The sequence below is a fragment of the Desulfovibrio sp. TomC genome (genome assembly GCF_000801335.2).
GTDB lineage: Bacteria > Desulfobacterota > Desulfovibrionia > Desulfovibrionales > Desulfovibrionaceae > Solidesulfovibrio.
The window spans coordinates 111,204-126,837 of record NZ_JSEH01000003.1; the positions used below are offsets into that span (position 1 = coordinate 111,204).

Below are 15,634 nucleotides of genomic sequence, written 5' to 3' on the forward strand. Positions count from 1 at the left end.
CCAGTCTGTTGCCCCGGGGAATGAAGAAGGGAATCTGCGGTTGGCAGGTTCCTTTCTTTTTTGTCGTGTTCGCCTGCCGGGCAGGACTTTTAAAATGGTTGGCGCATGTTTTCGCTGTTTCTATCGGGTGTCAGGCAGCGTAAGGAGCAGATTGGGAATTGACGCATCGGGATAATCACGGCAACGATAGCGATCGCAGTACATTCATTCCCGCGAGGCCATTGATGACGCCATTTCTGCGCCGTACCATCGCCCTGTCCACCTGCCTGGCGTTTGCCCTGGCCTGCGCCGCTGCGGCAACGGGAATTGCCAAATCATGGACATTTGAAAAACGCCGGGCTGCATTGGTCGAAGCGGGCATCAAGCTCCAACGGGAACTGTTGGCCGAGACGATTGAAAGCCGGGTTATGGGCGCAACTATCCTGCTTGGCCTGATTCAACCCACGATCAAGCTGGCCGTGACGGGCAACAGACTGTCGGAAAACGACCAAAGCGAAATCCACAACGTCCTGGAACCGCTGCGGCGGCAGTTTGAAGCCAGCGGCACCTATCTCATCAGCGCTGACGGCGAAATCCGTATCCACGATACAGACACTTCCTCCTCGGTTGGCTTAAACGTCGCCTTTCGTCCCTATTTCAGGCTGGCCATGGCCGGCAAGGCCAATGTCTACGCCGCCGTGGGCAGCCAGACCCTTGAGCGTGGCCTGTACTACGCCGCCCCGGTCCATGCCGGGCCGCTGCGCTCTTCGGCGGTTCTTGGCGTGGTGGTCACCAAGCTGTCGGCGGATTTCCTCGACGGGATGCTGGCCGGGTCCGGCCGCCAAGCCGTGCTGCTGAGCCCCGGCGGCGTGGTCTTTGCCACAACCAACCGCGACTGGCTCTACGCCATGGCCCCGCCGATCACCGAACAGCGCCTGGAGACCGTCCGGCTGCAGCGCCGCTTCGGCCGGGTCTTCGACACTGTCCGGCCCGTCGAGCTGCCCTTTGCCGCCACGAATGGCACGGTCGACGACGACGGCAGGCAACGGTCGCTGGCGACCGCCAGTCTTGATTGGGATGATCCGGCCGGGGATTGGACCCTGGTGGTCATAGAGGACACAGCCCTGTGGTTTCCCGCCTCTGAACGGGCGCTGACGGCCGCTCTGGCCGGACTGGCCGGGCTGTTGGCGGCGCTGCTGTATTGGGCCGTGGCCGTGGGGCGGCGGCGTCGCGTCCGGGCCGCCGCCCGTTTCCGGACCCTGGGGGTGGCCCTGGAGGTCAGTCCGCTGGCGGTGGTCATCACCGATGCGGCCATGGCCATCGAGTGGGTCAATCCGCAGTTCGAGCGCACCACCGGCTACGCCCTGGCCGAGGCCAGGGGGCGAAATCCCAATATCCTGGCCAGCGGACGCACGCCGCCTGAGACCTATGACGCGATGCGCCGCACCCTTGCCACCGGACAGCCCTGGAGTGGCGAATTCATCAACCGGCGCAAGGACGGTTCGACGTACTATGCCCGGGTGGCCATTTCGCCGGTGGCCGACGCCGCCGGCCGGCTGTTGGGCTATGTCGGCCTCCAAGAGGACGTCAGCGAATACAAACAGCTCCTGGCCCGGCTGAAGTCCCAGCTGCGGCTCGGGGATGGGCTGAAAGCCTTTGCCGAGTCCCTGGTCAATGAGTTCTCTCCCGAGCTTTTGGCCCGGAAGGGCCTGGACGAACTGGTCCGCTTTCTGTCGGCCCCTTACGGCGCGGTCCATGTCGGCCGGTATGGGACCAACCCCCAGGTGCTGGCCCGGTTTGGCGGCAACTGGCAGTCCAACGATACGCTGTCGTCGGAGCACCCCTTGGTGGCCGACGTCGTGGCTTCGGGACGGCCCATGATTTTGCGCCAGCTGCCCGAGACGGCAGTGGCGGCCTTGGCCGGGGGCACGGTCCGGCTGACCGAAATCCGCATCCTGCCCCTGGGCGAAGGGCAGGCCTGCGTGGGCGCTCTGGAAATCGGGCTGCTGCGCGGCCCTTCCGAGGAGGAGGAGCGCTATATCGACAAGGCCTGCGCCGAGTTGGCCCTGGCCCTGACCCTGGCCCTGGACGTCACCGAACGTCTGGCCGCCCAGAAGGCCCTGGCCGACCAGCTGGCTTTTCAGAAGGTGCTCCTCGACACCATTCCCAATCCGGTTTTCTACAAAGGGGCGGATACCCGGTTTCTCGGCTTCAACCGGGCCTATGAAGAGACCTTTGCCGTGCACCGCGAAGAGCTTGTGGGCAAGCGGGTGCTCGATCTCAAGTATCTGCCCGAGGCCGACCGCATAGCCTACCAGCGCGAGGACGAGGCCATGATCGCCACGGCCGGTTCGGTGCGAAAGGGGATGCGCATCCCCTTTGCCGACGGCGAGATGCACGAGACGCTCTATTATGTGGCCGGGTTTCGCCGCTCCGACGGCAGCCCCGGCGGACTGGTCGGCACCTTCGTGGACATAAGCGAGCAAAAGGAAACCGAACGGGCTTTGGCCGCGGCCAAAGAGGCTGCCGTGGAAGCCACCCTGCTCAAATCCGATTTCCTGGCCAACATGAGCCATGAAATCCGAACGCCCATGAATGCTATCGTCGGCATGTCCCATCTGGCCATGAAGACCGACCTGACCCCCCGCCAGCGCGACTACCTGACCAAAATCCGCCTTTCCAGCCAGCATCTGCTCGGCATCATCAACGACATCCTCGATTTCTCCAAGATCGAGGCCGGCAAGCTCAGCATCGAAACCGTCGATTTCGATCTGGCGACAGTGCTCGAGAACGTGGCCACCCTCATCCGGGAAAAGGCCGAAGCCAAGGGCCTGGAACTCATTTTCGACGTGGCGGCCGATGTGCCCCAGATTCTCGTGGGCGATCCGTTGCGCCTGGGCCAGATTTTGATCAATTTCGCCAATAACGCCGTCAAATTCACCGAGACAGGCGAGATCGACATCCGGGTGCGCCTGACCAGCGAGGACGTGTCCGAGGCCGAACTCAGCTTTGAAGTCCGGGACACCGGCATCGGGCTTAGCCAGGAACAGATTGAGCGGTTGTTTCAGAGCTTTTCCCAGGCCGACACCTCCACCACCCGCAAATACGGCGGCACGGGCCTGGGGCTGGCCATTTCCCAGCGGCTGGCCACCCTCATGAACGGCGCGGTAGGGGTGCGCTCGGCCCCGGGGGAGGGCTCGACCTTCTGGTTTACGGTCCGCCTGGGCAAAAGCAACAAACGCCGGCGGGTCCTTCTGCCCGATCCGGACCTGCGCGGCCGGCACATGCTGGTTGTGGACGACAATGACAGCGCCCGCACGGTCCTCACCGAGATGCTGGCCTCCATGAGTTTTGCCGTGGAAGCCGTCCCGGGCGGCCAGGAGGCCCTTGCGGCCGTCACGGACCGGCAGGCCCAGGGGGAGCCTTTTGACGTGGTCTTTCTCGACTGGCAGATGCCGGACATGGACGGCATCGAGACGGCCATGAAGATCAATGCCCTGCCCCTGTCGCCGCTGCCCCGTCTGATCATGGTCACGGCCTATGGCCGCGAAGAGGTGATCCGGGCGGCCGAGGGCGCCGGCATCGAAGACGTGTTGCTCAAACCCGTGACCAACTCCCTGCTCTTTGACACGGTCATGCGGGTGCTCGGGGCTTTTCGTGAGGAGGTTGACGCTGCGGCCCAGGCCGACCGTTCCATGACCGGGCCTGTGCCGGCCGGCAACGGGGAGCGGCTGCTGGTGGTCGAAGACAACGAGATCAACCAGCAGGTGGCTCTGGAACTGCTCACGGATGCCGGCTACGCCGTTGACGTGGCGGCCAATGGCGAGATCGCCCTGGCCATGGTGCAGCGCGCGCCCTACGCCCTGGTCCTTATGGACATGCAGATGCCGGTCATGGACGGTCTGGCCGCCACCATCGCCATTCGCAAGCTCCCCGGGTTGGCCGGGCTTCCCATTGTGGCCATGACCGCCAACGCCATGCAACAGGACCGCGACAAATGCCGGGCTGTGGGCATGAACGAGTTTCTGGCCAAGCCCATTGATCCCGAGGAGTTGCTGGAGACGGTGGCGTCGCTGATTCCCCGCAGCCCGATCCGTCGGGTGGCCGGGGCGGCGGATGCGGCCGCTGCCGCCGCCCTGGCCGACGGCCTGCCCGGCCTGGATGTGGCGGGCGGCCTCTCCCGGGTGAGCGGCAATACGGCCCTGTACCGCAAACTGCTTCTGAAGATGGGCCGGGACTTTCCGGCCGTGCCTGCCAGCATCCGGGCGGCGCTTGGCGTTGACGATTTTCGAACGGCCGAGATTGCCGCCCATTCGGTCAAGGGCGCGGCCGGCAACGTCGGCGCAACCGCCCTGGAACAGGCCGCGGCAGCCCTGGAAAAGGCCCTGCGCGACACGGATGGGCAGGAAACAGCCCTGTGCCTGCCAGCCTTCGAGACGGCCCTTGAGGCCTTTGTGGCCGTGGTCGCCGGTCTGGCTCCGGCCCCGGGCGATGGTGCGCCTGAGGCGGCGGCCGGACAGGCTGGGCCGGATGCCTCTGGACCGGAGGCGTTTGGCCCGGACAGGCCGTCCTCGGGAGCGGAGGCTCGGACCGGTGGCCAGGAAAGCGGTCCGTCCGCCTGCCCGCCGGAATTGTATCCCGCCCTGCGTTCCCTCATGCCGCATCTGACGGCGCGCAAACCCAAGCCCTGCGCCAGCGTCATGGCCCAGCTGACGGCCATGGCCTGCACGGCCCCGGTCCGTGAGCGACTGTCCGAGGCGGCCCGGCTCATTGCCGGCTACAAGTTCGCCCAGGCCCAGGAAATCGTTGCCGGGCTGTTGGCCGGGGAAGGGGGAGAGCCGTCATGAGCGCCCTGGACGACGCCTTGGTCCTTGTCGTCGACGACCTGGAAACCAACATCGATATCCTGGTCGAAACCCTGGGCGACGCCTATGACGTGGCCGTGGCCATGGATGGTCCGTCGGCCCTGGAACTGGCTGCCGCCCAGCGTCCCGACCTCATCCTGCTCGACATCATGATGCCGGGCATGGACGGCTACGAGGTCTGCCGGCGGCTGGCCGCCGATCCGGCCACTGCCGACATCCCGGTGATCTTTTTAACGGCCATGACCGACGTGGCCGACAAGGCCCGCGGCTTTGCCTCCGGGGCCGTGGACTACGTGACCAAGCCCTTCGAGCCCTTGGAAGTCCAGGCCCGGGTCCGCACCCATCTGGCCCTGACCCAGGCCCGCCGTGAACTGGCCCGGCAAAACGAGATTTTGGAGAGCAAGGTGCTTGAGCGCACCCGGGAACTGGCCGTGACCCAGGAGGCCATCATCGAGGCCATGGCCGGTCTGGCCGAATACCGCGACCCGGAAACCGGCGGGCATATCAAACGCACGAAAAACTATATGCGCCTTCTGGCCGCCACGTTGCGCGACCATCCCCGGTTTTGCCGCTTTCTGACCGACGAGACCATTACGCTTTTGTACAAGTCGGCCCCGCTGCACGACATCGGCAAGGTGGGGGTGCGCGACGATATTTTGCTCAAACCCGGGCAGCTCACCGAGGCGGAATTGACGGTCATGCGCCGCCATCCGATCTACGGCCGCGAAGCCATCCAGGCGGCCTCGCTAAAGCTCGGTCCCAATTCCTTCCTGGAATTGGCCGAGGAAATCGCCTACACCCACCAGGAGCGCTATGACGGCTCCGGCTATCCCCAGGGGCTTGCCGGCGAGGCCATCCCCATTTCCGGGCGTCTCATGGCCCTTGCCGACGTCTACGATGCCCTGATCAGCCGGCGAGTGTATAAAAAACCCTTCACGCATGCCCAGGCCGTCGCCATTATTCTGGAAGGGCGGGGGACCCATTTCGATCCCGACATGGTGGACGCCTTCATGACCGTCCAGGAGGCCATGCGGCAGATCGCCCTGGATTTTGCCGATCACGACGACGAACGACAGGCGTTGGAGAACCCCTATGTGGCCTGAGTGTAACCAAATGGTGATTGATATGGTACGAAACGCCAAGCAGACTATTCTGATTGTCGACGACGTCGAGACCGACCTCGATACGCTGGTGGGAACGCTTGGCGACAACTACGACATTGCCGTGGCCCTGGACGGCCCGTCTGCCCTGGAGATTTTAAAGAACCAGCGGCCGGATCTGGTGCTGCTCGACATCCTCATGCCGGGCATGGACGGCTATGAGGTTTGCCGCCGGCTCAAAGCCGACCCGGCCACCCGGACCATTCCGATCATCTTTCTCACCGCCCTGACCGAGATTCAAGACAAGGTCACGGGCTTTGCCTTGGGGGCCGTGGACTATATCACCAAGCCCTTCGATACCTTGGAGGTCAAGGCCCGGGTGACCACCCATCTGGCCCTCAAGGCCGCCATGGAACGCCTGGAGCGGCAGAACCAGACCCTGGCCGAAGCGGCCAGACTGCGCGAGGACGTGGAGTACATCACCCATCATGACCTCAAAGGGCCGCTCAATGCCATTATTTCCCTGCCCCAGCTCATGCTCGCCGCCGACAACCTGACCGCGGAACAGCGCGACTATCTCGATATCATTGAACAATCCGGTTACAAGATGCTCAGTATGATCAACCTGTCGCTGGATCTGCTGAAAATGGAGCAGGGGCGCTATGAGCTGTCGCCTTCGGCGGTGGATATTTTCCGGGTGGCGCGCAAGGTGACGGCGGAGTTTGCCGCGCTGCGGGCGGCTCGGAAGGTGTCCCTGGCCTTTTTCCTGTCCGGCGCGTCCGTTGCCGAGGATACGGCCTTTGCGGTCATCGGCGAGGATCTGCTGTGCTATTGCATGCTGTCCAATCTTATCAAAAACGCCATCGAGCATTCCCCGCCTGGGGAGCAGGTGACATTTTCCGTCCAAGGCGCGGGCGACGGCGGCTGCGAGCTGCGCATCACGAACGGGGGGGAAACAGCCCGGGAATTTCGGGAGCGGTTTTTCGACAAATACGCCACCTTCGGCAAGGCCGGCGGCACGGGCCTTGGCACCTATTCGGCCCGGCTCATGGCCCGCACCATGCAAGGCGACCTGATGCTGGACGCTTCGACGCCCGGCCAGACGACCCTGGTGTTGCGCCTGCCCTGCCCGTGAGCTTCGGGCTGTCCGGCAAGGGGCGAGCCTCGGGCCGCAACGGGAACCGGGCGTGTCCAGGGAAAGCGGGGGAAAGGGGCGGGCCGGAGGGAAAAGACCCCGACCGACGCAACGGTAGCACCGGTTGCCAAGGAGGTATCGCGAACGAAGGCCTGCCGGAGGGAAAAGACCCCGACCGACGCGGCGGGCGGTCCACGTCGGCCGGGTCCAATTTATTCAGCAGTCTTTTTGACGCGCCGTTCCCATAATTTCATGTCTTTCATCTTGGCGCGCCGGGTACGCACCAGGGACTTGGCGGCAAGAGCCTGGGTCTTTTTGTAGCCGTACTTGCTTTTGTAGGCATCAGGGGTCAGGTCGTGATGGGCCAGATGCTTGGCCGTGATGACTTTGAAGGCTTTGCCGCACTCCAGACAGGTGACGGAGCTTTCCTTGATGGCCTTCTTGGGGTCCATGGCCGGGGCTGCATCCGCAGCGTCACTGAGCGTCGCCTGTCCGCTGCCTATAGCGGCGATACCGTCAGCCAACGATTTGACCATGCTTACGATTTCGGTTTCGGTCATCGGTCGTGCACTGGCCTGCGCCTTCACAATCTCCAGGGCACTTTGCAGATAATCTTCCATTGGGTCCTCGTTTGTTATTTCGGTTAATCAAATCTAGATATAATACTGTTGTGGTAGAAATCAACCAGTATTGTCCTGGATCAAGGATGCGGGATATTGCCTGGCCAGCCATGGAATGAACCGGGACAGGCACATGCAGTGAAGCGTCACAGACTGGCTTCGCCGCTTTTCGCCTCTTGTATGGCCGCGAGGCGTTCCCGAAAGACCGGCCGCCAAGCGGGGGGAGCGGGGCCGGGACAAAGCCGAAACACCCGGCAACAAAAAAAGGAGCCAGACGTTTGTCTGGCTCCCTGAATTATCTGGCTCCCCGGGACGGACTCGAACCGCCAACCTAGTGATTAACAGTCACCCGCTCTGCCAATTGAGCTACCGGGGATCAGCAAGGCGAGGTAGGCATTTATCCCTATCCCGCGGACCCGTCAAGAGTGTTTTTTGCGGGTGGCGAAGATTTCTCTCGGCCGCCCCGTGCTCGCCGTCCGGGACGGGGAAAAGCTTTCCCTCGCCATTCTTGACGCCACACGGTATTTCTCGTAGGCAAATGCGCTTGCCCGGCCGTTCCGGGGGGCACAACCGATTTGCAGCAACGGAGAATCGCCGTGGGCAGCGACGCGCCACGTAAGAAAGAATACAAGCTCGCGGTCAAGTCCAAGCGGGTGGAGGATTTCCGTCCTCTGCTCGAAAGCCTGGACGCCCGTGACGAGCTCAACGAAGTCTTTAAGAACCGCATCGCCAAGGCCGTCCAGCTCCTTGACGACGGGGTCCCTCTCTATCCCAACGACTTTGAAAAAGGCGACGACATCGGTCCCGTGGCGACTGTTCACGAGCCTCTGGACGAGGCGGCCCTGGCCGCCCTGGACCGGACCTTCCGGCTGGCCGGACGCATCGTGTCCCTGCGCTCCTTTGGCAAGGTGGCCTTTTTCACCATCCAGGATTCCTCGGGCCGCATCCAGGTCTTTGCCGAGCGCGAGAGCCTGGGCCAGGAAGCCTACACGGTCTTTAAAAAGTTCGACATCGGCGACATCGTGGGCGTGTCCGGGCGGCTTTTCCGCACCAAGACCGGCGAGCTGACGCTCCATGCCGACGCCGTGCGTCTGGTCACCAAGTCCATGCGCCCGCTGCCGGAGAAGTACCACGGCCTAAAAGACGTGGAGACCCGCTACCGCCAGCGCTACGTGGACCTGATCGTCACCCCGCGCGCGGTGGAGATTTTCAAGGCCCGCACCACCATCATCCGGGAACTGCGCGCCTTCCTCGACGACTCCGGCTTCATGGAGGTGGAAACCCCCATGATGCAGGCCATTCCCGGCGGGGCCACGGCCCGGCCGTTTGTCACGCATCACAACGCCCTGGACATGCCCCTTTTCATGCGCATCGCTCCGGAGCTGTATTTGAAGCGCCTGCTCGTGGGCGGCTTTGAGAAGGTCTACGAGGTCGGACGCCAATTTCGCAACGAAGGCGTGTCCACCCGGCACAATCCCGAATTCACCATGTGCGAGTTTTACTGGGCCTACGCCCGCTATACCGACCTCATGGACCTGACCGAGCGCCTTTTTTCGCGTCTGGCCAAGTCTGTAACCGGCTCGGACACGGTGGAATACCAGGGCAACCCCATCAATCTCGCCCCGGGCTGGGCCAGACTGACCTTCCACGAGTCCATCGAGAAGATTGGCGGCATCGACCCGGCCGTCATTGCCGATTTTGAAGCAGCCAAGGCCCTGGTGGAAAAAAACGGCGAGAAGGTGCTCAAGGGCGAAAAGCTCGGCAAGGTGCAGGCCAAGCTCTTCGACATCTTTGTCGAGCCCAAGCTCATCCAGCCCCATTTCATCTACCACTATCCCACGGAAATCTCGCCGCTCTCGCGCCGCAACGCCGACAACCCCGAGATCACCGACCGGTTTGAGCTCTTTATCGCCGGCCGGGAAATGGCCAATGCCTTTTCCGAATTAAACGACCCCGTGGACCAGCGCCAACGGTTCGAGGATCAGGTCCGCGAAAAGGAAGCCGGCGACGACGAGGCCCACCGCATGGACGAGGACTACGTTCGGGCGCTCGAATACGGCATGCCTCCGGCGGCCGGCGAGGGCATCGGCATCGATCGGCTGGTCATGCTTTTGACCGACCAGGCCTCGATCCGCGAAGTGATCCTGTTTCCGTTGCTGCGGCCTGAAGGCCAGCCGGGTTCATGAGTTTCGAACTTTTCATTGCCAGACGCTACCTCACGGCCCGCCAGAAGCAGGCATTCATCTCGGTCATCTCCCTGATTTCCATCCTCGGGGTGGGGCTCGGGGTGGCTTCGCTGATCGTGGTGGTTGGCGTCATGCACGGGTTTTCCACCGAGCTTCGGGACAAGATCCTCGGCATCAACGCCCACATGGTGGCGGCGGTGGCCGGCGGGGCCATGCACGATTACCGCGGGCTCATGGAAAAGGCCGAAGCGGTGCCCGGCGTGGCCGGAGCCACGCCCTTCGTCTATACCGAGGTCATGCTGTCCAGTCCGCGCGGGGTCAAGGGAGTGGTCCTTCGCGGCGTGGATGCGGCTTCGGCCGGACGGGTGCTGGCCCTGCCTCGGGAGATGATTGCCGGCAGCCTGGACGATCTGAGCGCTCCGGGGCTGTTCCCGGGCATCATCGTCGGGCGCGAGCTGGCCGATCGCCTGGGGCTGGCCGTGGGCGACACGGTCAACCTCATGTCCCCGGCCGGCAAGGAGAGCGCCGCCGGGTTCTCGCCCAAGGTCAAGACCTTCAGCTTGCGCGGGATGTTCAAGTCCGGCATGTACGAGTACGACTCCACCCTGGCCTATGTCTCCATCCCGGCCGCCCAGGAACTGCTCGGTTTCAAGCGCGACATCGTCTCCGGCCTGGAGCTCAAGGCCGTCGACGTCGACGCCGTGGACCGCCTGGCGCCGATGGTCCGCACGGCCCTTGGCGGGCCGCCGCTGTTCGTGCGCACCTGGATCGACATGAACGGCAATCTGTTCAAGGCCCTGCACCTGGAAAAGACGGCCATGTTCGTGATCTTGGTCATGATCGTGGTGGTTGGGTCCTTTTCCATCATCACCACCCTGGTCATGCTGGTCATGGAGAAAACCCGCGACATCGCCATCCTCATGTCCATGGGGGCGACGCCGGCGGCGATCCGCACCATTTTCATGCTCCAGGGGGCGATCATCGGCCTGGTGGGCACGGCGCTGGGCTTCGCCCTGGGGCTCGGAGTGGCCCTGGCCCTGGAAAAATACCAGTTCATCAAGATTCCCGGGGACGTCTATCCCATGGACCATCTGCCCGTGAAGCTCGACTGGCCCGATCTGGTGGTGATCGGCCTGACCTCGTTGACCCTGTGCTTTCTGGCCACCCTGTATCCGGCCCGGCAGGCGGCGGGGCTCAAGCCTGTGGAGGCCCTTCGCCATGAGTGAGGCCCTCTACGAGCTCAACAAGGTCCGCAAGGTCTACCAGGGGCCGGCCGAGGAAGTGACCGTGCTGACGGGCCTGGACTTCACCATCGCCCCGGGCGACTCCCTGGCCATCCTGGGGGCCTCGGGTTCGGGAAAATCTTCCCTGCTCCATCTTTTGGGCGCCCTTGACCAACCGACCTCGGGAACCATCCATTTTGCCGGCCGGGATCTGGCGAAATTGACCGTGAAAGAGGCGGCGTCGATACGTAACCATGAGATAGGATTCATTTTTCAATTCCACCATCTGCTGCCCGAATTCACGACGCTGGAAAATGTGGCCATGCCGGCCCTTATTGCCGGCACCGAAAGAAAACAAGCTTTTGCCCAGGCCAGGGCATCTTTGTCGCTCGTGGGACTTGATGAAAGGGCCGAACACAGGGTAACAACCCTTTCCGGGGGAGAGAGACAGAGGGCGGCCATCGCCCGTGCCGTCCTATTGCGGCCGTCTGTCCTTTTGGCCGATGAACCTACCGGTAATCTCGACGAAGCCACTGGCGCCCGGGTCGGCGAAATGCTCGCCCACCTCAACGCCGAGTTAGGCATGACGTTGGTTGTGGTCACACACAACCATAACCTGGCCGCTCTGATGGGCCGGAGACTGGAGCTGCAGGGTGGAGAACTCTATGCGCGGAATGAAAAAATTCGGTCTTAAAGGGCTGTTGCTCGTCGCGTGCCTGGTTATGGCCGCCGGACAGGCCCTGGCCCAATCCGGCAAAGTGCTGGTAGTGCCTTTTGAGATCAATGCGGCCGACGCCTTGCATTCCGTCCAGGGAAGCCTGCCCCAGATCCTGGCCGACAAACTCAAGGCCGCCGGGGTCGCGGCCCAGGCCGAACCCGGCAAAACGGCGCCCAATGCCGCAGCCGCCCGCAAGCTCGCTTCGGCGGCCCGGGCCGAGTATGTCGTTTTTGGCAGTATTTCCAAGGTTGGCGAAGGGTTGAGCCTCGATGCCCGGGTGGCCAAGGTGGCCGGGGGCGAAGCCCAGGCCGTTTTTGCCTCGGCCCCGAACGTCATGGGACTCGACGCCGCCGCCGCCGATCTGGCCGGCAAGATCCGTCCCCTGGTGGCCGTGGCCGCTGCCGGCGGCGGTTCCGACCGTATTGTCGAAGTCGATGTCGAGGGCAACTCGATCCTCGACAAGGAAGTGGTCATTTTAAAGATCAAAAGCCAGGTCAACCAGAGCTATGATCCCAAGGCCGTCAACGACGACGTCAAGAAACTCTTCGAAATGGGGTACTTTGACGATGTCCAGGTGCGCCTGGACAACGTCCCCGGCGGCAAGCGCCTGACCTTCGTGGTCAAGGAAAAACCGCGCATTCAGGCCATCGGCGTCATCGGCAACGGCGACGTCAAGAAAGATGACATCCTTGAAGCCATGAGCACCAAGACCGGCGGCGTCTTAAACCTCAAGGTGCTGGCCGACGATCTGGGCAAGATCCGCGAACTCTACAGCAAGAAAGGCTACTACAAAACGGAAGTCACCTACGAGTTGGAGCAGACCGATGCCCGCATCGCCCGCCTCAACATCGTCATCAAAGAGCCCAAAAAGCTCTATATCAAAGAAGTCAAAATCGAAGGGGCCAAGCAGATCCCGGAAAGCGATCTGAGCGGCGAGCTGGCCACTTCCACCCGGCACTTCTGGTCCTGGGTTACCGGCACGGGCGTGCTCAAGGAAGAAATGCTCGAGCGCGACGCCGCCGCCCTGGAAGCCTACTACGCCAACCGCGGCTTTGTTGACGCCAAGGTCGGCCAGCCCGAAGTCATCTACGGCGACGACGGCATCACCGTCATCTTCCGGGTTGAGGAAGGCGACCGCTACAAGGTCGGCACCGTCTCCTTTACCGGCGACCTGCTCTACGACCAGCCCAAATTGATGGACCGGATCAAGCTCGACGAATTGGCCGCTACCGGCGAATACTTCAACCGGTCGGTGGTTCGCGACGACTTGAACTCCCTGGCCGAACTCTATGCCGACGACGGTTACGCCTTTGCCGAGGCCGACGTCGACATGCAAAAGCATCCCGACACCAAGACCATCGACGTGGGCTACACCATCACCAAGGGCCGCAAGGTCTATGTGCGCCGCGTCACCATCGAGGGCAACGACAAGACCCGCGACAACGTCATCCGTCGCGAAGTCAAGCTGGCCGACGGCGACTTGTTCTCCGGCTCCAAGCTGCGCCGCTCCAACGAGCGTCTGGACAAGCTTGAGTACTTCGAGAAGCTCGACATCGAGACCGTGCCCACCGACAACCCCGGCGAAGTCGACATCAAGGTCAAGGTCAAGGACAAGAACACCGGCTCCATCAGCCTCGGCGCCGGCTACTCGACCTCAGACAGCGTGTTCTTCGGCGGTTCGGTCGAAGAGAAGAACCTCTTTGGCAAGGGCTACCACGCCAAGTTCCAGGGCATGTTCAGCGGCAAGTCCAGCCGCGGCATCCTGTCGTTCACCAACCCGCACGTCTACGACTCCAAACTGTCCGCGGGCGTGGACATCTATCAGGTCTACCGGGCCTACGACGACTTCAAGAAATCCACGACCGGCGCCAAGGCCCGCTTCGCCTACCCGCTTGGCGAGTACACGATTCTGTCCTGGGATTACCGCCTGGATCACTACCACATCTATCACACCAACCCCTATGCCTCGAGCGTGATCACCCAGTCTGCGGGCTGGCACTGGACGAGTTCGGTCTACGCCGAAATCGACCGCGACACCGTGGACAGCGCCACCAAACCGACCAAGGGCACCAAGAACACCCTGGGCTTCGAATACGCCGGCGGCGTGGTCGGCGGGGATGACGCCTACGTCAAGCCCATGTTCACCTCGAACATCTTCTACCCCCTGCCCTTTGACAGCGTCTTCCACTGGCGCGGTCAGGCCGGAACCCTGTTCCCGAACTTTGGCGGCGACATTCCGGTGTACGAGCGCTTCTACCTCGGCGGCATCAACAACGTCCGCGGCTATGAACTCGACAAGATTTCACCCCGCGACCCCTGGACCCATGAGCGTATCGGCGGCAAGGCCGAGTTCTTCACCAACTTTGAAACCATCTTCCCCATCAGCAAGTCCAACGGCCTGTACGGCGTTGCCTTCTTTGACGCCGGTAATTCCTGGATGGATGTCTCCGACGTCGACTTCGACCTGTACAAGGGCGTGGGCGCTGGCGTCCGCTGGTACTCGCCCCTGGGCCTTATCCGGGTGGAATACGGTTACGGTCTCGACGCTTCCAAGCATAACATGCAGCCGTCGCAGATCGGTTTCTCCATGGGGCAGACCTTCTAACACCGCCTGATTCCGCGGGACATCCCACGGTTGGGCGGGCGGTCGGTTAGCCACGAAATGACACCGGGGGGCGCGAGCCCCCCGAAAACATGGAATCAGCAAGGAGCTACATAATGGGCGTTCTGTTTCGGATCCTGATCGTTATGGCCGTGTTGGCTGTGCCCATGGCGGCGCAGGCCCAGGGAAAGATCGGCATCATCAATCTTGATGACGCCATGTCCAATTCCAGTGCCGGCAAGTCCGCGTTGGGAGGCCTCAAGTCCAGGTTTGAATCCCGCGAAAAGGCTCTGGCCGCCCAGGGCGACGACCTGAAGAAAATGCAGGACGAGCTGCAGAAAAAAAGCGTGGCCCTGTCCCAGGATGCCATGAAGTCCAAGGCTGCCGACTTCGAAGCCAAGGCGCGCAAGTACATGGAAGACCGCAATAAGCTGCAGCAGGAAGAGCAGCAGGCCCAGCAGGGCGTGCTCCAGCCCTTGCTGACCCGCCTGCAGAAGGTCGTTAGCGACTACGCTACCAAAAACGGCTATTCCGTCATTCTCGAGTCGCACTCCGTCCCCTACTTCGATCCCAAACTTGACGTGACTGCGGCTGTCCAGGCTGAGTTCGACAAGGGTAAATAGCGCACGCACTGGCATGATTTTGGGCCGGGACGCGACGAAGCGTCCCGGCTTTTTTTACATGGAGGAACGGGATATGACCGGACAAGACGCTTCAGGCGTGATCACCATCAACGAGATTCAAACGCTGTTGCCCCACCGTTTCCCTTTTTTGCTTGTCGACCGGGTCCTGGCCTACGTCCCGGGCGAGTCCATTACGGCACTCAAAAACGTCAGCATCAATGAACCGTTTTTCCCCGGCCACTTTCCCGGAGCGCCGGTCATGCCCGGAATGCTCATCCTCGAAGCCCTGGCCCAGGCCGGGGGGATTTTGGTGTCCAAGTCCCTGGAGGGACCCCTTGGCAATCGCATTTTCATGTTTACCGGGGTGGAGAAGGCCAAGTTTCGCCGGCCGGTCGTCCCGGGCGACCAGCTGACGCTGCGCTGCTTCAACCTCAAGCGCCGTCTCACACTTTGCAAAATGTCGGCCCAGGCCACCGTGGACGGGCAGGTCGTGGCCGAGGCGGAGCTGAGTGCCGCCGTGGTCGATGCGGCCACGCTTGGCTAACGTCGGTATTTGGTCGCGTTCGTTGCAGCGCCTGTCACG

The 15,634-nt window shown here is 62.6% G+C and carries 10 protein-coding genes and 1 tRNA gene; 9 read left to right on the forward strand and 2 right to left on the reverse strand.

The window, feature by feature from the left end; genetic code table 11:
- The first annotated feature begins 224 nt into the window (after window positions 1-224).
- From NY78_RS03720 to NY78_RS03730, 3 genes are read left to right on the forward strand one after another with little or no spacing between them, the layout of a single operon-like run.
- Window positions 225-4,826, forward strand: a complete 4,602-nt coding sequence (locus NY78_RS03720) for a response regulator (RefSeq protein WP_043631907.1) — start codon at window positions 225-227, stop codon at window positions 4,824-4,826.
- Complete coding sequence (locus NY78_RS03725) at window positions 4,823-5,947, forward strand: response regulator (RefSeq protein WP_043631910.1); 1,125 nt, start codon at window positions 4,823-4,825, stop codon at window positions 5,945-5,947. Before NY78_RS03720 ends, NY78_RS03725 begins: the two co-directional genes overlap by 4 nt.
- 22 nt (window positions 5,948-5,969) lie before the next feature.
- Window positions 5,970-7,079, forward strand: coding sequence for a hybrid sensor histidine kinase/response regulator (locus NY78_RS03730; RefSeq protein WP_043632308.1), 1,110 nt, complete (start codon window positions 5,970-5,972; stop codon window positions 7,077-7,079).
- A 212-nt stretch (window positions 7,080-7,291) separates the two neighbouring features.
- On the opposite strand, the gene NY78_RS03735 is transcribed toward NY78_RS03730, so the two are convergent.
- Entirely contained in the window at window positions 7,292-7,699 is a 408-nt protein-coding gene (locus NY78_RS03735; RefSeq protein WP_043631912.1) for a MucR family transcriptional regulator, read from the reverse strand.
- Window positions 7,700-7,999: 300 nt separating this feature from the next.
- Window positions 8,000-8,075, reverse strand: a tRNA-Asn gene (locus NY78_RS03740).
- A gap of 220 nt (window positions 8,076-8,295) precedes the next feature.
- Between NY78_RS03740 and lysS the strand changes: the two genes are divergently transcribed.
- The 6 genes from lysS (at window position 8,296) to fabZ (ending at window position 15,595) form a co-directional block, all read left to right on the forward strand.
- Entirely contained in the window at window positions 8,296-9,885 is a 1,590-nt protein-coding gene (gene lysS, locus NY78_RS03745; protein ID WP_043631915.1) for a lysine--tRNA ligase, read from the forward strand.
- On the forward strand, window positions 9,882-11,111 hold the full coding sequence (locus NY78_RS03750) for a lipoprotein-releasing ABC transporter permease subunit (protein ID WP_043631918.1): 1,230 nt from the start codon (window positions 9,882-9,884) through the stop codon (window positions 11,109-11,111). The genes lysS and NY78_RS03750 overlap by 4 nt, the downstream gene beginning before the upstream one ends.
- Window positions 11,104-11,802: an ABC transporter ATP-binding protein gene (locus NY78_RS03755; RefSeq protein WP_043631920.1), complete on the forward strand. Its 699-nt coding sequence runs from the start codon at window positions 11,104-11,106 to the stop codon at window positions 11,800-11,802. The genes NY78_RS03750 and NY78_RS03755 overlap by 8 nt, the downstream gene beginning before the upstream one ends.
- The gene (gene bamA / locus NY78_RS03760; RefSeq protein WP_043631923.1) at window positions 11,774-14,431 is read left to right on the forward strand and encodes an outer membrane protein assembly factor BamA; all 2,658 of its coding nucleotides are present in this window, start codon (window positions 11,774-11,776) and stop codon (window positions 14,429-14,431) included. Before NY78_RS03755 ends, bamA begins: the two co-directional genes overlap by 29 nt.
- A gap of 113 nt (window positions 14,432-14,544) precedes the next feature.
- Window positions 14,545-15,051, forward strand: coding sequence for an OmpH family outer membrane protein (locus tag NY78_RS03765; RefSeq protein ID WP_043631926.1), 507 nt, complete (start codon window positions 14,545-14,547; stop codon window positions 15,049-15,051).
- A 73-nt stretch (window positions 15,052-15,124) separates the two neighbouring features.
- Window positions 15,125-15,595 carry a 3-hydroxyacyl-ACP dehydratase FabZ gene (gene fabZ / locus NY78_RS03770; protein WP_043632310.1) on the forward strand — a complete coding sequence of 157 codons (471 nt, stop codon included), beginning with the start codon at window positions 15,125-15,127 and terminating at the stop codon, window positions 15,593-15,595.
- The last annotated feature ends 39 nt before the right edge of the window (window positions 15,596-15,634 follow it).

Coding starts and splice junctions, on each gene's coding strand:
- fabZ (WP_043632310.1), top strand. CDS start 15,125: ATGACCGGACAAGACGCTTCAGGCGTGATCACCATCAACGAGATTCAA.
- NY78_RS03735 (WP_043631912.1), bottom strand. CDS start 7,699: ATGGAAGATTATCTGCAAAGTGCCCTGGAGATTGTGAAGGCGCAGGCC.
- bamA (WP_043631923.1), top strand. CDS start 11,774: ATGCGCGGAATGAAAAAATTCGGTCTTAAAGGGCTGTTGCTCGTCGCG.
- NY78_RS03750 (WP_043631918.1), top strand. CDS start 9,882: ATGAGTTTCGAACTTTTCATTGCCAGACGCTACCTCACGGCCCGCCAG.
- NY78_RS03755 (WP_043631920.1), top strand. CDS start 11,104: ATGAGTGAGGCCCTCTACGAGCTCAACAAGGTCCGCAAGGTCTACCAG.
- NY78_RS03730 (WP_043632308.1), top strand. CDS start 5,970: ATGGTACGAAACGCCAAGCAGACTATTCTGATTGTCGACGACGTCGAG.
- NY78_RS03720 (WP_043631907.1), top strand. CDS start 225: ATGACGCCATTTCTGCGCCGTACCATCGCCCTGTCCACCTGCCTGGCG.
- NY78_RS03765 (WP_043631926.1), top strand. CDS start 14,545: ATGGGCGTTCTGTTTCGGATCCTGATCGTTATGGCCGTGTTGGCTGTG.
- NY78_RS03725 (WP_043631910.1), top strand. CDS start 4,823: ATGAGCGCCCTGGACGACGCCTTGGTCCTTGTCGTCGACGACCTGGAA.